This is a genomic window from Proteus sp. fly-1067 (assembly GCF_040139345.1).
Taxonomy (GTDB): domain Bacteria; phylum Pseudomonadota; class Gammaproteobacteria; order Enterobacterales; family Enterobacteriaceae; genus Proteus; species Proteus vulgaris_B.
The window spans coordinates 33,665-52,859 of the sequence record NZ_JBEEUL010000017.1 but is presented as its reverse complement, the minus strand read 5'-3'; the positions used below and the strand labels follow the sequence as shown (position 1 = coordinate 52,859).

Sequence of the window (19,195 nt, the reverse complement as noted above, 5' to 3'; positions counted from 1 at the left end):
TGAGGAGTCAAAGAAAAGGCACCAATATGAAGGTGCCGTCATCATTTATAGCGTTATGCTACCCCAGAACGAAGAAAATTACAGCATATCATTCAGCATCACACCCACACCAACACGTGTCTGGCGAAAATTATAGTCAATCATCGATTCACCATAACCGCTAAATACTTGGGTATAAAAGCGAACATGCTTAGTAATTGGATAGCTCCAACCTAATTCAGCGGCGCCATAACCACTGTTCCAGTTATAGCGTCCTGTTGCAGTGATCACACTCTCACCTAATCGATAACCTGCTTTTAAACGATAATAGCCCATGTAACGATTAATTTCTGGATTATCATCACGTTGTGCACTTTCGCTAAAGCGATACCATGGTTTTAAATCGAGCTGCAAATTACCTTTTTGTGCCATAAATCGCGCATAAACTCGATTCCAACTACGAGATGTAGGATCTGAACGCCCATTTGATTCATGATTAAAACCTGTCTCAATTTCACGAAGTGTCCAACCTGCAAATTTATAGTCAGTAGCCCAGCCTAGAAAGAGTTGTGGCTCATAGTTTGTCTCACGGAAAGGAGCTGATTCTTTCTTATTACTTAATTGCCACCAAGAACGTTGAGTATAAGACGCTGCTAACACAGAGTTTTCACCCGCAATACCACGCCATAAAGGAAAAGCCAAACTAAGCTGAAATTTTACCTCATCTTTTTTAGCCTTATTACCCCAATCATAACTTTGAATCGCCTCTTTATTCATATCAGAGGTATCAGTGTAAATAATATAATTAGATTCATAAGGATAAAGAACAAAAGGTGAGTCGTATTCTTGTAATAAACCGGAAATAATACTGCCCTGAACAAGCGGTGCAGGAGATGATGATGTTTGAATTTCGGATGCAAATCCCCATGCTGGATAGAATAAAGCCACCGCAAGTAAAGAACGGATGTAACGCATAGTTAATTATCCTGTTTCATTATTGAATAATATAGAAGTTAGTACTTACTTTATAATTAGTTCTTATAAATGTGCTTTATTACACTTAAGCCACCATATTTTACACGTAATCGCCATTAAATCTCGTATATTTTTACACCATTATATTTATAGCACGAATGGGAAATTACGGTTTCGTCATGTATCATTAACATTATATTAACTTTATGACGTAATATCGGAGGTTCTAAAAATGGAAAAGCAATTAACATTAGAAGAGGCTCAAACCTTAATTGGTCATGTTTTTGTGTATAAAATGCCGTTTAACCAGTTGATTGGGTTAGAGCTAGTTCGTTTTGAACAAGATTATGCAGAAATTCAATTCCGCTACCAAGATAAATTGGTCGGTAATATTGCTCAACGTATTTTACATGGAGGCCTTATTGCTTCGGTGCTTGATGTCAGTGCAGGATTAGTTTGTGTTGGTAATGCATTAACACGTTTAGCACCTATATCCCAAGAGCAGTTAGAACAGAAACTTGCTAAAATGGGTACGATTGATTTACGGGTTGATTATTTACGACCTGGACGTGGGGAGTGTTTTACTGCAAGTAGTCATATCTTGCGCAGTGGTAATAAAGTCTCTGTTGCTCGTGTTGAATTACATAATGAAAAACAAGTTCATATAGCAAGTGGAACAGCCACCTACATTGTGGGTTAAGTCTTTGTTAAAATTCATTATGCGCTATGATGCTGAGAATGTTATTAATTACTTGTAAAAATGCATGCCTAATGACACATTAGATAATGTCATTGGGTATGATAACCCCGTCACACATTTCCTTTCCATCAATTCCAGAGATAGCATGAGCCAGAAAAACACGATGAAAGGCGTTTTATGTGCCTTAGGCGCCTATTTGATCTGGGGTATTGCCCCTGTCTATTTTAAAAGCATTCAAGAAGTGCCCGCAGAAGAGATCCTTACACACCGTATCCTATGGTCATTCTTTTTTATGTTGATTTTAATGACGATTAGTCGTCATTGGCCTTATTTACGACAATTAATACGTCAACCTAAAAAAATCCTACTCTTGGCGCTGACAGCTGTCATTATTGCAACTAACTGGCTTACCTATATATGGGCTGTTAACCATGGCTATATGCTAGAAGCTAGTCTTGGTTACTTTATTAACCCCCTTGTTAACGTCCTGTTTGGTATGCTTTTCTTAAGCGAGCGTTTTCGTCGTATGCAATGGGTAGCGGTGGGTTTAGCCTTTACGGGGGTATTTATTCAGTTATGGCACTTTGGTTCTGTACCCGTGATTGGTTTAAGTCTTGCCGTAACTTTTGGGCTTTATGGTCTACTGCGTAAAAAATTAGGTGTCGATGCACAAACAGGAATGTTGGTCGAAACATTATGGCTATTCCCTGTCGCATTAATTTACATCTTATTTTTTACCCACTCACCAACAAGCAATATGCTTGAAAACAGTTGGTCATTGAATACCTTGTTAATCGCAGCCGGTATTATTACAACTGTACCATTATTGCTCTTTACTGAAGCTGCTCATCATCTGCGTTTATCAACCTTAGGCTTCTTCCAATATATTGGCCCAACTTTGATGTTTATTCTTGCCACAATGGTATATGGCGAGCAAATTGATGCAGAAAGATTAGTAACCTTTGGCTTTATTTGGGTTGCCCTTATTTTATTTACCTTAGATGCACTCTATACGCAACGTCGTTTAAGACGCGGTTAATCCCCCAAAACTGACTCTTCCGCTAAATTACTAATTTGTATAAAAGCGGGAGAGCGTTTCTTCTTATTTTTCTTTAGCAAATGCACACTCTTTGAGAATTCTTCCGCATAGCGATATGAACGCCTAAATAACGTAAGCATCGCGTTATTAATCACTTGAATATGGTTAATCACAACACTGTAATTAAGATTGATACGAGGAATATAATCACGCTGGTGTCTCAATAGCTTACAATACAAATCTTCTTCGAATTCATTGATGGGTCCACTGGGATGATAAGTATCACAAAGAACTTCCTCAGTATCTTCGATCAAAAATTCATAACTAGAAGAAGATGTCGGAGAAATTCGCGAGCTAGGCGATACAAAAGTGTAAGTGTGAAAAAATAGACTAGAAATTTTCATCAATTAATTAATTCCGTTAAATAAGAATAGATAACGAGATTATTAAGCAACCAAATCGAACTTCCCTTAAAAAAAACACCTTTACTTATTTGATAGACAAGTAAGGGTGTTTTTTATATTAAGATAGTAACTGCTCACTTTAAATGACGACTTACTCTAGTCGAGCAAATGCAGCCACCAGCCATTTAATACCTTCGCCATTAAAGGCAATTTGTAATCGACAATGCTCACCACTACCTTCTATATTAATAATGGTTCCATCACCAAATTTAGGATGTTTCACTCGTTGTCCAAGGGAATACCCCGTATCATTACTGATAATCGGAGTTCCTAAACGGCTATGATTAACAGGACGTGAAACTGTCGCGCGTAAACGTACTTCTTCGACACACTCTTTGGGTAACTCGCCAATAAAACGAGATGGCCGATGACTTACTTCTTTTCCATATAGGCGACGGTTTTCAGCGTAAGTAAGCGTTAACTTTTTCATTGCACGAGTGACACCAACATAGGCCAAACGACGCTCTTCTTCTAAACGTCCACCTTCATCTAATGACATTTGGCTTGGGAACATGCCTTCTTCAACACCCACAATAAAGACTTGTGAAAACTCAAGTCCTTTAGCTGAGTGAAGCGTCATTAGTTGAACCGCATCTTGATACGCATCAGCCTGGCTTTCACCCGATTCCAATGCCGCATGTGAAAGAAACGCTTGCAATGGCATCAAATCTTCGTCTTCATCTTGATAACTAAATTGACGAGTTGCGGTGACAAGCTCTTCTAAGTTTTCAATACGAGCTTGGGCTTTTTCACCCTTTTCTTGCTCATACATCGCTTTCAAACCTGAATCACGAATAATTCGGTCTGTTTGTACATGTAACGGCATATCTGCCGTTTCAGATGCTAACGTCTCAATTAACTCTAAGAATCGCTGTATTGCCGCTGTTGCTCGCCCTGCTAGCATTTTATGTTCGATAACCTGTAATGCACTTTCCCATAAAGTAATTTGGTTATCTCTTGCAACTTGGCGAACAATATCTAATGTTCTGTCTCCAATACCTCGTGTTGGTGTATTTACAACACGTTCGAAAGAAGCATCATCATGGCGATTTGCGGTTAATCGCATATAAGAGAGCGCATCTTTGATTTCTTGACGTTCAAAGAAACGTTGCCCACCATAAATACGATATGGCATTGCCGCTTGTAGTAATGCTTCTTCCATTATACGAGATTGAGCATTACTACGATAAAGAATGGCACAATCTGTCAGCGCACCACCTTCTTCTTGCCAGCGCTTAATTCGGCCAACTACATAACGCGCTTCATCTAAATCATTAAAAGCACAATACAGTGAGATAGGCTCGCCTTCTGCACCTTCAGTCCACAGATTTTTGCCTAATCTATCACTGTTGTTTGCTATTAGTGCATTCGCAGCTTTTAGAATATTGCTTGTAGAACGATAATTTTGCTCTAATCGGATAGTCTCTGCGCCAGGAAATTCATTTAAGAAGTTTTGAATATTCTCAACTTGTGCACCACGCCAACCATAAATAGATTGGTCGTCGTCGCCTACAATCATCACTTTACCCGTTTGACCCGCCAGCATTCTAATCCATGCATATTGAATACGGTTAGTATCTTGGAACTCATCAACCAAGATATTAGTAAAGCGATTTTGATAATGTTCTAAAATTTGTGGCTTATTCAACCAAAGCTCATGAGCACGTAATAAAAGCTCTGCAAAGTCCACCAGCCCCGCACGATCGCATGCCTCTTGATATGCTTGGTACACTTTTAACCATGTTGTTTCAACAGGATTACCATAGGTTTGAATATGCTGAGGGCGTAGTCCTTCATCTTTTTTACCGTTGATGTACCACATTCCTTGTCGTGCAGGCCATTGCTTATCATCAAGATTCATCGATTTAACAATGCGACGAATCAGACGATATTGATCGTCACTGTCAATAATTTGAAAATCTTGTGGTAGGTTTGCATCAAGATAATGTGCGCGTAATAAACGATGAGCCAAGCTATGGAAAGTCCCAATCCACATGCCGCCTTGACTGGTACCAATTAAATCTTCGATACGATGACGCATTTCTGCAGCCGCTTTATTGGTAAACGTCACAGCCATAATAGAAAAAGGGGAAGCTTGCTCAACAGATAATAACCAAGCGATACGATGTACCAATACGCGTGTTTTACCACTGCCTGCGCCAGCAAGCACCAACATATTTATGCGAGGTGCGGCCACGGCTTCGCGCTGTTTATCATTAAGGCCTTCTAGCAGATATGAGACGTCCATAATTACCAATCATTTAGTGAGGAAAATACTGTGGATATATACAGAAATAGTGAGTAAGCAACAAACTAACAGGATTTCATCCGTGATGCAAAGTAAAGCCTTTTTCAATTGCGTTTATCTCTGCCATTTTGACCTAAGATCACGTTAAACCAACTCTATCAGTTTACTTAAATCTGTAATTTCAATATGTGGCATCACGCGAGTTTCGCCTTCTTCAAACAAACTACGGTTATCAAGGTTAATCCAGCAAGCTTGTAATCCACTATTAACAGCACCTTCAACATCCGTCACAAGATGATCGCCCACATGTAAAATTTGTTGATGAGGCACTTTTAAAAGCGTTGCTGCTTTATCAAACATATCAGAATAAGGCTTAGAGCGACCGTCAGGGCCAGCTTTCAAAATATGTGAAAAATACTGCCCTAAACCACAACTTAGCGGGTTTGCATTACCATTTGTAATGGCAATTAACGGAATTTTTTCTGCTAATTGAGTGAGAACTTGATGTGTATTTTGAGGCACATTAATACGACTACGCCAATAAGCAAAGTGCGCCATAATCTCATCTGCACCTTGCTTTGCTTTGGCTTCACTGTAATTGTAATCTAACAACATATTCCTAGCGGCAAGCCAACGCCACTGTGTAATATCGTGAAATATCTCTGGATTATTTTCTATAAGTGGCTTTTTATAAGCATTCACATCTTCTTCTGTGAAATGATTAAAACGCAGATCATATTGACGAATAAAAGCCAGTGTCTCTTTTTCCGTTTTATCCATCACTGGCACATTGTCATACAGCGTATCATCTAGATCAAAAGTCATCGCTGCAATTGGCGTCAGAGTTCTGTAAAAACGCATTATGATTTTTCTCTCTTAGCTCTCGGATGAGCAGCATCATAGACTTTCGCTAAATGCTGAAAATCTAAATGGGTATAAACTTGTGTCGTTGATAAATTAGCGTGCCCTAATAATTCTTGTACCGCACGTAAATCACCACTGGATTCCAGTAAATGTGTAGCAAATGAGTGGCGTAATTTATGAGGATTCACATGGCTATTTAGTCCTTGCTTTACCCCCCAAAGTTCAAAACGTTTTTGTACACTACGCACTGATAAACGCTTACCACTTTGAGTTGAGATAAAAACAGCCTTGTCTTCTGGTGCATAAAGTTCTCGCATCGGAAACCAATTTTGTAACCATTCTATCGCTTTTCTTCCTAGAGGAACTTTACGCTCTTTACTTCCTTTACCTAATACACGCACCTCACCTTCATTTAGATCAATATCATTAATATTGAGATTGGTCAGTTCAGATAAACGCAAACCCGCACCATACATCACTTCTAGCATGGTTCTATCTCTGACAGAAAGGGGATCGTTTAAGTCGATATTCATTAATTGATTGACTTCATCTACATCCATATTTTTAGGAAGGTGACGACCTGATTTAGGTGTACGAATACCTTTCGCTGAATTAACATCCAGCATACCTTGTGCTACTTGCCAATCAAGAAAGCTACGTAACGCAGAAAAACGCAAAGCTAGACTGGTCGGCTGTAACCCGCTTCGATGGCTTTTTGCCAATAACATACGTACATGTTGGCTTTCAAGTGATTGCCATTGCGTTATTTTTATCTCAACCATCATTTGCACTAAGGCCATCAATTGGCGATGGTAATTTTCTACTGTGACAGAACTTAATCTACGTTCAACTTGAATGTGACGCAGAAATTGCTCTATAGCCGTGGTGAGTGTTTCTGGAAGATCACTTGGTTGACTCATTGTCTTGCCACCCAACGTGTTAATAATTCCGGTAAGATATGAGCTAATTTATCCAACATGACGGTTCCCATTCCTTCCTGAAAATGTTGATTATCTCGGCTATTAAAAATAATCACACCTAAATCACCATAATGTCCTAATAATGAGAGAGCAACAGAACCAGAACGCCGTACATTAGGCATCAACAACATGATCTCTTGCCCATTGAGCATGCCTAAATAGTGATTATCATCACCCATACGCTGAATGCGGAAGTGTTCAAAAGCTTGGCGAGAGAGTGCAAGTGCCTGTGCATCTAAAGGCGGTTGTAATTGCCAACGATCGGTAAATAAACGCAATTGAACAGAGTACAGACCTAATTTTTTAGCCCAGAGGTTTAAACGCTCTAACATTTCATTAAGAGAGTCACTGCTGGACAACTCAGAAATTAATAATAAGAGTTGGCTAAACAAAGATTCATTCTCAGAAGCTTGCTCTATCAATAAACGCATATCTTCTTCAAGATAGTGAATGCGATTACGTTGGCGTGACATTATCCACTCAACTAATGAGACAGTACCTCGAATGGGATGAGGAACTTTCATTTGCTCAATGTAGCTTGCATTACGGATAAAAAAATCAGGATGCTCTGTAAGGTAACGAACCACTTGTTGATCATTAAGTTCGTTTGTTTCAGGGCAACAGAACTGCTTATTTTTATCCGTCATACAGATAGCCTCTCAAAAAATAATATTATAGCTGGATGATCCCATCATAAATATGTGTCGCAGGCCCGGTCATATAAAGAGGGTTACCCACTCCTTTCCATTCGATAAACAGCGATCCGCCAGGCAACGTGACTTTCACACGTTTATCTAATAAACCTTGAGAAATACCGATCGCAACAGCGGCACAAGCTCCGCTACCACAGGCGTTCGTTTCACCCGCACCGCGTTCAAATACTCGCAAATGAAGATTATTTCTGTCTACGATTTGCATAAACCCAATATTAGCACGTTCAGGGAAACGTTCATGTTGCTCTAATACTGGCCCTAATAATTCGACTTCGGCTGTTTTGATATCTTCAACTTGTATAACACAATGGGGATTTCCCATTGAAACTACACCACATAATACAGTACGTTCCATTGCCCTGATAATATAGGTCTTTTCTGCTTTTTGTGCGCGAAAAGGGACTTTTTGAGGATCAAATTCAGGCTCACCCATGTTGACGCACACATCATCATTATCCATAACATGTAAGGTCATTCTACCGGACTGCGTACTAACTTTTATCTCTCTTTTATTTGTAAGCCCTTTTAGTCTCACAAATCGAGCAAAGCAACGCGCGCCATTACCGCATTGTGCAACTTCACTTCCATCCGCATTAAAAATACGATAATGAAAATCAAGCTCAGGATCATAAGGTGCTTCAACCACCAACAATTGATCAAACCCAACACCAGTATGACGATTGGCTAATCGACATATCAATTCTGGTGAAAAATAAACATTTTGGGTCACGGCATCGACCACCATAAAGTCGTTACCAAGACCATGCATTTTTGAAAATTGCATCTTGCCCCTGCCTGAAACGAAATTACCGTTTCTAAGATTGACTAATTGGTCTGAGTTGAGGCGCTCTCAACTTGCTGGCTTGGCTGGGATGACTGCGTCATTTTTGCCTGAGTATCTTCAGGAGGGAAATAAAGAGGGCCTTTCAAGCCACAACCCGAAAGAGAAATCAGTGTTATTATAGCAAGAGTGCAACGTAAATACGTTTTCATTCGAAATCTGCCTGTCATTTATTTGGTTAATATCCTCTATAATCGCAGTTAGATCTCGAAAAGCAAATAGGAAATGAAGATGAACGACAGTGAATTTCACCAATTAGCTGACGAACTCTTGTCAGAAATAGAACAAACTATTGATAATTATGAAGGTGACGCAGATATTGATTGTGAAATCAATGGCGGCGTAATGACATTAACCTTTGAAAATAATAGTAAAATTATTATTAATCGTCAGGAAGCGTTTCATCAAATTTGGCTAGCGACACGCTCTGGTGGCTATCACTTTGATTGGAAAGATGATCAATGGATTTGTGATAGAAGTGGCGGTGAATTTTTAACCATGCTAGCACAAGCAATAACAGAACAAAGTGGGGAAGCGTTTTCTTTCTAAAAAGCACGGTTAGTTACACAAATGGGAGCTATGATAGCTCCCATTTGTGTTTATAAGTTTGTATTCAATTAAGAGTGTTGCACAGCTTTATAATCAGTAAATCCGTGGGGAACAACATTCATCTCAGGTTGAACTTCTTTACTACCTAGATCGGATAATTTACCAAATGATCCACCAGCAAAAGGTAACACTTGTGTTGATCCTTCCACTTTCACAATTTGATAAAACTGTGGCAAGTTAAAATTAATAAAGCTTGAGCCATATGTGAATCGATCATGAGAGGAAGAGTAAAAACGGCTAACATCTTTCACTAACTCTTCTTTGCTTCCTTCACAATGGGAATAAATTTCGACTCGATTTGCTTCATCTAAAATATAGATATTAAAGACATTATTATCTTCTGTGGTTTCAAAGAAGAATTGGATAATCCCTTCACACGCAAAACCATCAATGACCGCAGGTAAATAACGAGCGTCTTTATCCAACTTAACAGGCAATCCATGAAGTTTGTTATATGAAATTGCACCATAAAACTCGATAGCATTTTCTAATTTTTGCACCGAGACATTGAGGCGTTCAAAAAATAATCCCCAAGTTTGCCCTGCAATACGTAAAGCTTTAAAACGTCCCGGCTCTAAACGATTCGTTGATAAGCGTAGCTCAATACATTCTGATACTAGCTGTTGCACGCGGGTACGAATTAAACCACGTAGATGTTGGCTATAGCAGAATACTTCAACAGAGGCCGGCGGTGCCGCATCTTGGTGCATTTTACCTAAAATCGTTTTTAACGATTCCAACATAGACTGTGTGCCACTGAAATGAAGAGTTCTTACCTCATTCCAAGAGTTGCGGTACAACAAATCGATGCTACCAATAAGGCATTGCTCTTTTTCACCAAAGCTAAACACATCCAGTTTTCTAAAATCAAAGTGAACCACTTGATCAGAAAAACTCTCTGTTGGATCTGTTTCCAAATTGACAATAATGGCTAGATGTCTAATTTCGCAAGGGCTATACAATGCTTTTGGTGTTGGTGCTGGTAAACGAATAGGGAAATGGCTCGACATATCCCTGACTAATTCATGTAGTTTAATTTCATCACAAGAGGAATCCCCTTGATGAATATAAACACGAGACTCTTTTGTTAACAGCCCATTAAAGTAAGACCATGCCACTAATTTATTTAGATAGCGGTTATATTCTAATGGTTGATGTCCAACGATATTTTCAAAATCAGGGGCACGATTATATAAATACCATCCGCTACGATTTGCTCGGCCTTGAGGTACATAAATAAAGGTTAAATGTGACTCTGATAAATCAGGTGATATTTGCGGGTTAACCAGTGTTACTTTGCCAGGCAATGCTTCGAATGCAGCATAAAGTTTACGTGTTAATACGCCAATATCTTGTGGGCTTGCGCTGACACTTAAGTTATTGCGACGCGCGAAACGGATAAGATTACGATAGCTTTGCATCATCGTATCTAATAGTTCGTTATGCGCATCTCGTACTCGCTCGATTTTCCAGCTATCACGGGTATCGAGGATCGTTAAACGTTCGTTATCCCATTGCCACTGAGTCACTAATTGCGATAAGACTTGTCGTCTCCAACCTTCGGATTCATTTTGTGTTTTTTCGTTAGATAGTTTTTCACACACTTTCAGGTAGAAACAGCGACGAATAAGATCAAGGCGAGTTAAATCATTGATAGAAACTAAATAACGCGTAACACGCTCAAGCATCATACAATAAGCATCTAAACCGTAATTAACGATTTCACCACGGTGAAGATGTTGCTTCATCTCTAATGCCAGCAGTTTTCCATTAGGATAATCCGCTGAATAAGCTTCCAATAAAATACTTTTTAATACTGCTTTATATGGTGAATCAACGCTTTTATAAAGCTGCCATAAACTTGCACCAAAATACTCTTCTGCTGAAAGTTCACCTAACCCCCCTAAATCTAACCACTCATTGGGTGTTAATACGCCCTGAGCATAAAGGGAGTTAACATATTCATCATAATGGTGCTCTTCTTCTACTGGCACCATCGTCCATAGCAAGCGTTTACCTGCAAGACGTACTGCAGTACGGTAAAATTCGTCAAGTAAAAGAATATGTTGGGTAGAACCACAATCTTCTCCACCTAAGCTACCGCTTGCATGATGGCGAAATCTATTTTCATCGATTAAGAAAAATGTAACGTCAATGCCTAGCTCACCAGCCCACTGCTCAATCAGTTGGCACTTACGTTGTAAAAGTGCACGCTCATCCTGATCCAGCCATGATTGATGGCAGACCCAAATATCAATATCAGAGCAGTGACTTTGCCCAATAGAAGAAGTGCTACCCATCGAATAGATGCCAGTAATTGGCAACTCTCCGCTGGCGTACCCTTCCATTGGCTCATCACATAATGCGTTAATCAGCTTATTGGCCCATTGACGTTGCATGTCATCAGGTTCAAAGAAACATGTACCGTGAGGAACATTTCCTTGTAGGTAGCCGGGTAACTCAGGATGGTGGTAATGCAATAAAACAGGAATTAAACCATAGACCTGTTTAAAAACATCACACATCGATGCAAATGCTCGTTCCAGTCTGAGTTGATTAATCGCATCCAGCCGTTGCTTCAGTGTTTCAATATAAAGATACAAGAGTTTCGCCTGAACAATACTAAGAAGATAGTAGAATCTGAGTTTATAAGTGACCGAGCCTGAGTTAATCCATTATTAATAGATAAAACTTTACTAACAAAATCTCGGAAACGTGATCAATTTAACACCTTGAGCGCAAGGCGTAAAGAGGAACTCAAAATATAGCACCAAGATCTAAAAATGATATTTAAGGGCTTAATCGTGTAAAGCTTCATAATTAATATCATTATAATCATATAGATAAATCATTTTATTTGTAAAAAAAATGACGATAAAAATATCTCAATCCATCATTTACCCTACAAAAACCCCTGCTTACTTGATGATGAACAACAAAATAAATACTGACAAAGCTTAGAAAATGGCTAAAAAAATGAAAATAAAAGCAACTAATTGATAAATATAGTTTTTTTATATTTTTTATTTTTATATTCAAATAATGAAATATTTTTTCATATTAAAATAATAATAATAAAATAAATATTTAATATTCATTAGATATTTATTTTATTTAAATCTTAATCTATTTTTCTATTTTTTATTATTTCTTTTATTTTTATTTAATAATATTTTTGTTAAATTTTATCGTGTCTTTATATATGAGAAAGTAATCATCAAAAAAATGTCATTTGAAATAATGGTTGTTTTATCAATGCGTTCAGATTGGGTGTTACATTTATCTTATTTATCGGTCATTACATGTTAACAACAATAAATCAATGTTTTATTTTTGTAAATAACCACACTGTTTATATAGATATAAAAAGAATAAAACTCAGAAAATAAATAAATTCATCGCAATAGATCACTATTTTACTTATTTTTTATTTTCTTTTTCTTTTCTTCTTTTTCGATTACCCCCCTATTTCTTTCATTGTTATCACTACTCAAAACGCCTTAACTGGAAAATTGAGCCTTAAAGTGTTAAAACAATGCCTTATTTCTAAACAAAAATATCGCTAATCGCTCGGAAGAGATAATACTATTATGTCAAAAAGTACCATCCGTATCGCTACCCGCCAAAGCCCTCTTGCTATGTGGCAGGCGCTTTATGTGAAAGAACAACTACAACTTGCTCATCCAGGTTTAGTCGTCGAATTAATACCGATGGTCACTAAAGGTGACATCATTTTAGATACACCTTTAGCTAAAGTGGGTGGTAAAGGGCTCTTTGTAAAAGAATTAGAACTTGCTCTACTTGGATCACGCGCAGATATTGCCGTTCATTCTATGAAAGATGTTCCAATTGATTTTCCCGAAGGTCTAGGATTAGTGACAATTTGTGAACGCGAAGATCCTCGAGATGCCTTTGTTTCTAACCATTATGATTCATTAGAGCAACTCCCAGCAGGTAGTATTGTGGGCACATCAAGTTTACGTCGCCAATGCCAATTAAAAGCACAACGCCCTGATCTGATTATTCGTGATTTACGAGGTAATGTAGGTACTCGCTTAAGTAAATTAGATAACGGCGATTACGATGCCATTATTCTTGCTGTTGCAGGCTTAAAACGTCTTGGTCTAAATGAACGTATCCGCACACCATTATCCGCCGAGCAATCCTTACCTGCGGTTGGACAAGGTGCTGTGGGAATTGAATGTCGTTTAGATGACGATGATACTCGTCAGTTATTAGATGCTCTCAATCATTCCCGAACAGCAATTTGTGTTAAAGCAGAGCGCGCAATGAATACGCGCCTTGAAGGGGGTTGCCAAGTTCCAATTGGAAGCTATGCTATTTGGCAAAATGACAAAATTTGGTTACGGGCTTTAGTCGGTTCACCTGACGGCGAAACTATTTTACGTGGTGAGCGTTTAGTTCCCCCACAAGAAGCTGAAACCGCAGGTATTTCTCTAGCTGAAGAGCTTTTAGATAAAGGTGCCAGAGCCATTCTAACAGCGGTATATCAAGGCAATACACCTGCATGAGTATTTTAATCACTCGCCCTGATCCTGCAGGAAAAGCATTAACCCAGCGTTTAATTAATGCAGGGAAAATAGCATTTCAAGCACCTTTAATAGAGATCATCGCAGGTCGTGAGCTTCCTTTATTAGATACTAAGCTAAAAGGATTAAAGGCGGGTGATTGTGTCTTTTTACTTTCTAAAAATGCGGTGTCATACGCAAACTGGCAACTAAATCAATTACAACAATCATGGCCAGATACGCTATCCTATTATGGAATAGGTCAAAGCACAGCAAAGGATTTCCAACATTTAAGCGGTCTTTCTATTCACTATCCTGAGCAAGGAGAAACTAGCGAAGATCTTCTCGCGCTTCCTACTCTCAATCAGGTGAAAGATAAACAGATCTTACTGCTTAGAGGTAACGGTGGTCGCGACTTACTTGCAACAACATTGCGCCAACGAGGTGCAATGATTGATGAATGCGAATGTTACCAACGCCTATTTATTCATTACTCCCCTGACGATTTTGCACTTCAGTGGGAAAAAGCACAGGTTGATACACTTGTTGTCACTAGCGGTGAAATGTTACAACAACTCTTTGATCTGGTCGCTGAATCTAAGAAAGCATGGCTGTTAAACTGCCATTTACTGGTGGTGAGTGAACGATTAGCAACAATAGCAAAAAGATTAGGGTGGGAAACCGTCACCGTTGCTGAAAGTGCCAATAATGATGCTTTATTTCATGCATTAATATAGAACCTAAATGAGACACCGATATGACGGAACAGAAAAATACAAATGATAATGACTTACCAAAAGATACAGCTAAAGCTGATGAGAATGTCCGCTATCAGGAAGTCAAACCTGTTAATAATAAGCGCTCAGGCCTAATTGGAAGTGCTGTTGCTATCCTTGTTATTTTGGCAATCGGTGGTGGTCTTTACTATTACACCAATCAACAAGCTTCAAAGTTAAATGCAGAAAATCAATCACTTAAATTAGAGCTAACTCAATTACAGCAGCTACAAAATACCTATCAACAACGCTTTGATAATATTGATAGTTTGTTTAACTCACAAAAACAAATTATTGAGAAATTACAAAACGAACGCCAAACCACAGATAATCAAATTCAAGATCTACAAACTCGATTTGCGGCTATTTCCAGTGCAGATGTCAAAAGTTGGTTATTAGCACAAGCCGATTTTATGGTGAAAATGGCGGGTCGTAAGTTATGGAATGATCAAGATGTGGTGACCGCAGTAAGTTTACTAAAAGGTGCTGATAGTAGCTTGGCAGAAATGAACGATCCAAGTTTACTTGAAATTCGTCGTGCTATTAATGAAGATATCAGCAGTTTAGCCGCATTAACCAAGATTGATAATGACGGCACTATCTTACAGATAAATCAGTTAGCTAATCAGGTTGATAATCTTCGTTTAGCAGATCTTGAGCGTAATGGCCCCCCTATGGATAAAGATGACGAAACTATTTCAGGTTCGTTGTCAGATTGGAAACAAAACCTAAGTAAAAGCTGGAAAAGCTTTATGGATGACTTCATTACTATCCGTCGTCGAGATACTGAAGCAGTGCCTTTATTAGCGCCAAACCAAGATATCTATTTACGTGAGAATATTCGTTCACGTTTATTAATTGCTTCCCAAGCTGTCCCTCGCCATCAAACTGAGATCTATCAGCAATCGCTTGAGGCAGTATCCACTTGGGTTCGTGCTTATTTCGATACCTCTGATCCAAGTACAACCGCATTTTTAGAGACTGTCTCTGAATTAGAAAAACAACCTATCACGCTGACAATGCCTACAGAATTAAAAAGCCCAGTACTGTTAGAAAAACGTGTAGAAAGACAGATCCGTAACTTACTGGCGCAAAATGAGTATACTCAACCGAAAGCTGTTGAAGCTCAAGATGCGCAAGCAGTAGAAGCTGAACAAAGTACACCAGAAAGTGCACAAGATGCAGCTGCCGATAGTACAGCAGCTGATGCGCCTGTAGCACAACAAGGAGAATAAGCTTATGTTAAAAATACTGCTCCTTTTTGTGGTGCTTATTGCGGGCATCATTTTTGGCCCAATATTGGCAGGACATCAAGGCTATGTGCTTATACAAACAGATAATTGGAATATTGAAACCAGTGTTACCAGCCTCGTCATTATGTTTATTTTACTGCAATTGGCGCTGTTGCTGATTGGTTGGAGTTATCGCCGTTTTATTGGTACAGGTTCAAAAGCCTATAGTTGGTTTTCTTTCCGTAAACGTAATCGAGCTCGTAAACAAACGAGTATGGCGTTAATGAAATTAGCAGAAGGCGACTTTAAAGAAGTTGAAAAACTGATGAGTCGCAATGCAGACTATGCGGAACAACCGGTTGTAAACTATCTATTAGCGGCAGAAGCAGCACAACAACGTGGTGATGAATTCCGAGTTCAGCAACATCTTGAACGAGCCGCTGAACTTGCCGATACCAATCAACTTCCAGTTGATATTACTCGAGTGCGTATTTTATTAGCACAAAATGAAAATCATGCGGCGCGTACTGGAATTGATGAATTATTAAATCAGGCTCCTCGCCACCCGGAGGTTTTACGTTTAGCTGAAACGGCTTATACACGAACCGCAGCTTGGCAAGCATTACTTGATATCATTCCATCTATGCAAAAAATTGCATTACATACGGATGATGAATTAGAACAATTACGCCAAAAAGCCTACATTGGTATTATGGGACAAAAAATGTCCGAAAGTGGCTGTGACGGGTTAAAAAATTGGTGGAAAGCACAACCACGTAAAGTACACCATGATAATGCATTACGTGTTGTTTTAGCTGAACATCTTATTGAGTGCAACGATCCTGTTACTGCCCAAACGATCATTTTAGAGGGGATCAAACGTCAGTATGATGAACGCTTGATCTTACTGTTGCCACGTTTAAAAAATACAGATGCTAATGTGATTTTAAAAGTGCTAAATTCACTTATTAAGCAACATGGTCCTACACCATTACTCAACAGTACATTAGGGCAAATTGCCATGCAACAAGGGCAATGGGTGCAAGCAGAATCGGCATTTCGTAATGCGTTAAAACAGCGTCCTGACGTTCATGACTTTGCGTGGCTTGCTGATGCCTTGGATAAACAGAAAAAATCTGAGGAGTCGGCCAAAGTTCGTAAGGATGCTTTATTAATGACGCTTAAAAAAGATTCTGTCATTTTTGAAGAGCCGAAAAAAAGTAAATAAGCGCATTCGATAAGAATGTGATCATAAATCGTTTAATCACCTGATCTAAAAACCCTCTTTATTATTGAGGGTTTTTTTATGTGATTTAAAAGCCATATTGAAATAACAACACCACTTCTACACATAAAGTCAAAAAGAGATATATCCAAGCAATACGGTAAAAACGACCGGGAATTCCTTTCACGTTTTCTTGATTAAATGACAAGTAATATTTTCTTGCTTGGTAAAACACCACGATATAAATCAGCGCAATCCCCTGACAAAGAAAAGCCACATACTTAGCCCATGATTTGCCACCAATAATCAGCATAATCAACGGGATCAAAAAGAATAATAATGGGCCAAACTTCTCTATGAGAAAGAGTCTTTCCTGTGCAAGGTATGCTTTTTGTTTATTTATCATGATGCTACTATCTCCCGTCTATCCTTGTGCTGGATGATAACGTGATAAGGCGATGAACACAAAACGGATAGGCTATATGACGTAAAAAAAGCACATAGAAAAAAACGCCTGTATAAAACTATACAGGCGTATAAATATACAATCAGGTCTACAGACGGATGGTGCCTCACTCAACGTTTCGTCCTGTTGATGATGAATGATGTTCATCGTTAACGTGGACGTAGGCACCGAATAATCGGCTCTGCATCATTCCTAGGTTTATGAAGTCAATGCTGTCATAAGGAGTGGAATGAGCATCTACGATATAAATAATGCATTTAGCGTGCCAATTTTTATTTTTTTGATAATAAAAATCTCCCGCCTCAAAAATATAAGATAACTTATTGAATTTTAGTTTTCCTTTTCTGTTTCACTCATTTTTTATGATAAAAAGTACATCACCTATGCTTTCATACTGCTATTGCTAAATAGAAAAGAAAATATAAGGCCTAACATACGTCTCTTTTTCACGACAATAAAAACACACAACTTATTTAATAACATTAAATCAATGGGTTAAATGTCGCCCATTAGCGACATTAAAAATGCCAAGTGTTGGCATTTACCGACACAAAAAATAAAATCGTTATATTTCATATAATTAAATCACGTTTTTTTACTAATTCATCTATTCGTTTTATGAAGAGTAAAATAAGGCAATAATTTAAATTATTAATAAAGCTTAAGTGATAAGACCAGATATCACTTATAAAGAGTGACGTTATTGTTCCTATTTGAGATCAATTAAGGATAAGCACCAGAAAAAGATAGCTAAAGCTAGAATTGGATATGGATATGGATATGGATATGGATATGGATATGGATATGGATATGGATATGGATATGGATATGGAAAAATAAATATACTGAGTTTAAATATGAAATTATAAATTACAGATACGAAAAAGCCCCGATTTTTTTATCGGGGCTTTTTCTTATTGGTCGGCGAGAGAGGATTCGAACCTCCGACCCACTGGTCCCAAACCAGTTGCGCTACCAGGCTGCGCTACTCGCCGTCTGAATCACTGCTCTTATCTTGTTTATTGGTGCGAAGGGGGGGACTTGAACCCCCACGTCCGTTAGAACACTAACACCTGAAGCTAGCGCGTCTACCAATTCCGCCACCCTCGCATAAACAATAACTAAGATAAGATGGGGTGGCTAATGGGACTCGAACCCACGACAACTGGAATCACAATCCAGGGCTCTACCAACTGAGCTATAGCCACCATAACAGCTATCTTATTACTTCTTACAACAACGCTCTTCACCGTAACTCTTAGCACGCTTTAATGGCGCGCCCGACAGGATTCGAACCTGAGACCTCTGCCTCCGGAGGGCAGCGCTCTATCCAGCTGAGCTACGGGCGCTTCACGCCGTTGCGGGAGAGGATAGTACGGATTTACGCACTGTCTGTCTAGTGCTTTTTGAAAAAAAAAGTTTGTTTGACGATAGTTTGTGCATTTCGTCGATAAATGGAGCGTTTTTACACGCTAAGCGCCCCACTAGTATAATAATTAAACAATAAAGATGCTAGATGAAAGTGTGAATAAATCATTTAGCTAACAAATAAACA

General features: G+C 38.7%; 17 protein-coding genes and 4 tRNA genes. 7 read left to right on the top strand and 14 right to left on the bottom strand.

The window, feature by feature from the left end; genetic code table 11:
• Window positions 1-78: 78 nt before the first annotated feature.
• Window positions 79-954 (bottom strand): phospholipase A, encoded by an 876-nt coding sequence (gene pldA, locus ABN217_RS17530; protein WP_072070834.1) that lies wholly within the window; start codon window positions 952-954, stop codon window positions 79-81.
• A gap of 232 nt (window positions 955-1,186) precedes the next feature.
• On the opposite strand from pldA, the gene ABN217_RS17525 reads away from it, so the two are divergent.
• Both ABN217_RS17525 and rarD read left to right on the top strand, forming a co-directional pair.
• On the top strand, window positions 1,187-1,654 hold the full coding sequence (locus ABN217_RS17525) for a thioesterase family protein (RefSeq protein WP_036939522.1): 468 nt from the start codon (window positions 1,187-1,189) through the stop codon (window positions 1,652-1,654).
• A gap of 145 nt (window positions 1,655-1,799) precedes the next feature.
• Window positions 1,800-2,693 (top strand): EamA family transporter RarD, encoded by an 894-nt coding sequence (rarD, locus tag ABN217_RS17520; RefSeq protein ID WP_109410165.1) that lies wholly within the window; start codon window positions 1,800-1,802, stop codon window positions 2,691-2,693.
• Here rarD and ABN217_RS17515 read toward each other — a convergent pair.
• From ABN217_RS17515 to lptM, 7 genes are all read right to left on the bottom strand, one after another.
• Complete coding sequence (locus ABN217_RS17515; protein ID WP_349459698.1) at window positions 2,690-3,097, bottom strand: hypothetical protein; 408 nt, start codon at window positions 3,095-3,097, stop codon at window positions 2,690-2,692. The two genes, rarD and ABN217_RS17515, sit on opposite strands and share 4 nt — an antisense overlap.
• A 151-nt stretch (window positions 3,098-3,248) precedes the next feature.
• Window positions 3,249-5,405, bottom strand: coding sequence for a DNA helicase II (uvrD, locus tag ABN217_RS17510; protein ID WP_036939531.1), 2,157 nt, complete (start codon window positions 5,403-5,405; stop codon window positions 3,249-3,251).
• A gap of 144 nt (window positions 5,406-5,549) precedes the next feature.
• On the bottom strand, window positions 5,550-6,266 hold the full coding sequence (gene yigB / locus ABN217_RS17505; protein WP_196554235.1) for a 5-amino-6-(5-phospho-D-ribitylamino)uracil phosphatase YigB: 717 nt from the start codon (window positions 6,264-6,266) through the stop codon (window positions 5,550-5,552).
• Window positions 6,266-7,189 carry a tyrosine recombinase XerC gene (gene xerC / locus ABN217_RS17500; protein ID WP_197269663.1) on the bottom strand — a complete coding sequence of 308 codons (924 nt, stop codon included), beginning with the start codon at window positions 7,187-7,189 and terminating at the stop codon, window positions 6,266-6,268. The genes yigB and xerC overlap by 1 nt, the downstream gene beginning before the upstream one ends.
• Entirely contained in the window at window positions 7,186-7,896 is a 711-nt protein-coding gene (locus ABN217_RS17495) for a DUF484 domain-containing protein (protein ID WP_072070839.1), read from the bottom strand. Before ABN217_RS17495 ends, xerC begins: the two co-directional genes overlap by 4 nt.
• A gap of 25 nt (window positions 7,897-7,921) precedes the next feature.
• A complete protein-coding gene (dapF, locus tag ABN217_RS17490) occupies window positions 7,922-8,746 on the bottom strand; it encodes a diaminopimelate epimerase (protein ID WP_072070840.1) in 825 nt (274 codons plus the stop codon).
• 41 nt (window positions 8,747-8,787) lie between these two features.
• The gene (lptM, locus tag ABN217_RS17485; RefSeq protein ID WP_072070841.1) at window positions 8,788-8,955 is read right to left on the bottom strand and encodes an LPS translocon maturation chaperone LptM; all 168 of its coding nucleotides are present in this window, start codon (window positions 8,953-8,955) and stop codon (window positions 8,788-8,790) included.
• A gap of 79 nt (window positions 8,956-9,034) precedes the next feature.
• Between lptM and cyaY the strand changes: the two genes are divergently transcribed.
• A complete protein-coding gene (gene cyaY / locus ABN217_RS17480) occupies window positions 9,035-9,352 on the top strand; it encodes an iron donor protein CyaY (protein WP_072064599.1) in 318 nt (105 codons plus the stop codon).
• Between the two features lie 68 nt (window positions 9,353-9,420).
• Here the strand turns inward: cyaY and ABN217_RS17475 are convergent, their stop codons facing one another.
• Window positions 9,421-12,015: a class I adenylate cyclase gene (locus ABN217_RS17475; RefSeq protein WP_340894693.1), complete on the bottom strand. Its 2,595-nt coding sequence runs from the start codon at window positions 12,013-12,015 to the stop codon at window positions 9,421-9,423.
• A 987-nt stretch (window positions 12,016-13,002) separates the two neighbouring features.
• On the opposite strand from ABN217_RS17475, the gene hemC reads away from it, so the two are divergent.
• From hemC to hemY, 4 genes are read left to right on the top strand one after another with little or no spacing between them, the layout of a single operon-like run.
• Complete coding sequence (gene hemC, locus ABN217_RS17470; protein WP_196554232.1) at window positions 13,003-13,944, top strand: hydroxymethylbilane synthase; 942 nt, start codon at window positions 13,003-13,005, stop codon at window positions 13,942-13,944.
• A complete protein-coding gene (gene hemD / locus ABN217_RS17465) occupies window positions 13,941-14,678 on the top strand; it encodes a uroporphyrinogen-III synthase (protein ID WP_196554231.1) in 738 nt (245 codons plus the stop codon). The genes hemC and hemD overlap by 4 nt, the downstream gene beginning before the upstream one ends.
• A 20-nt stretch (window positions 14,679-14,698) precedes the next feature.
• Window positions 14,699-15,952 carry a uroporphyrinogen-III C-methyltransferase gene (gene hemX / locus ABN217_RS17460; RefSeq protein ID WP_349459697.1) on the top strand — a complete coding sequence of 418 codons (1,254 nt, stop codon included), beginning with the start codon at window positions 14,699-14,701 and terminating at the stop codon, window positions 15,950-15,952.
• A gap of 4 nt (window positions 15,953-15,956) precedes the next feature.
• Window positions 15,957-17,177, top strand: a complete 1,221-nt coding sequence (gene hemY / locus ABN217_RS17455; RefSeq protein WP_196554229.1) for a protoheme IX biogenesis protein HemY — start codon at window positions 15,957-15,959, stop codon at window positions 17,175-17,177.
• A gap of 85 nt (window positions 17,178-17,262) precedes the next feature.
• Here hemY and ABN217_RS17450 read toward each other — a convergent pair whose 3' ends face one another.
• From ABN217_RS17450 to ABN217_RS17430, 5 genes are all read right to left on the bottom strand, one after another.
• Entirely contained in the window at window positions 17,263-17,580 is a 318-nt protein-coding gene (locus ABN217_RS17450) for a hypothetical protein (protein ID WP_196554228.1), read from the bottom strand.
• Window positions 17,581-18,558: 978 nt separating this feature from the next.
• Window positions 18,559-18,635, bottom strand: a tRNA-Pro gene (locus tag ABN217_RS17445).
• 28 nt (window positions 18,636-18,663) lie between these two features.
• Window positions 18,664-18,750, bottom strand: a tRNA-Leu gene (locus ABN217_RS17440).
• Between the two features lie 22 nt (window positions 18,751-18,772).
• Window positions 18,773-18,848: transfer RNA gene (locus ABN217_RS17435), tRNA-His, on the bottom strand.
• Between the two features lie 64 nt (window positions 18,849-18,912).
• A tRNA-Arg gene (locus ABN217_RS17430) sits at window positions 18,913-18,989 on the bottom strand.
• Window positions 18,990-19,195: the final 206 nt, after the last annotated feature.

Coding starts and splice junctions, on each gene's coding strand:
- hemX (WP_349459697.1), top strand. CDS start 14,699: ATGACGGAACAGAAAAATACAAATGATAATGACTTACCAAAAGATACA.
- uvrD (WP_036939531.1), bottom strand. CDS start 5,405: ATGGACGTCTCATATCTGCTAGAAGGCCTTAATGATAAACAGCGCGAA.
- rarD (WP_109410165.1), top strand. CDS start 1,800: ATGAGCCAGAAAAACACGATGAAAGGCGTTTTATGTGCCTTAGGCGCC.
- ABN217_RS17515 (WP_349459698.1), bottom strand. CDS start 3,097: ATGAAAATTTCTAGTCTATTTTTTCACACTTACACTTTTGTATCGCCT.
- ABN217_RS17450 (WP_196554228.1), bottom strand. CDS start 17,580: ATGATAAATAAACAAAAAGCATACCTTGCACAGGAAAGACTCTTTCTC.
- hemY (WP_196554229.1), top strand. CDS start 15,957: ATGTTAAAAATACTGCTCCTTTTTGTGGTGCTTATTGCGGGCATCATT.
- hemD (WP_196554231.1), top strand. CDS start 13,941: ATGAGTATTTTAATCACTCGCCCTGATCCTGCAGGAAAAGCATTAACC.
- ABN217_RS17525 (WP_036939522.1), top strand. CDS start 1,187: ATGGAAAAGCAATTAACATTAGAAGAGGCTCAAACCTTAATTGGTCAT.
- yigB (WP_196554235.1), bottom strand. CDS start 6,266: ATGCGTTTTTACAGAACTCTGACGCCAATTGCAGCGATGACTTTTGAT.
- dapF (WP_072070840.1), bottom strand. CDS start 8,746: ATGCAATTTTCAAAAATGCATGGTCTTGGTAACGACTTTATGGTGGTC.
- ABN217_RS17495 (WP_072070839.1), bottom strand. CDS start 7,896: ATGACGGATAAAAATAAGCAGTTCTGTTGCCCTGAAACAAACGAACTT.
- lptM (WP_072070841.1), bottom strand. CDS start 8,955: ATGAAAACGTATTTACGTTGCACTCTTGCTATAATAACACTGATTTCT.
- cyaY (WP_072064599.1), top strand. CDS start 9,035: ATGAACGACAGTGAATTTCACCAATTAGCTGACGAACTCTTGTCAGAA.
- hemC (WP_196554232.1), top strand. CDS start 13,003: ATGTCAAAAAGTACCATCCGTATCGCTACCCGCCAAAGCCCTCTTGCT.
- xerC (WP_197269663.1), bottom strand. CDS start 7,189: ATGAGTCAACCAAGTGATCTTCCAGAAACACTCACCACGGCTATAGAG.
- pldA (WP_072070834.1), bottom strand. CDS start 954: ATGCGTTACATCCGTTCTTTACTTGCGGTGGCTTTATTCTATCCAGCA.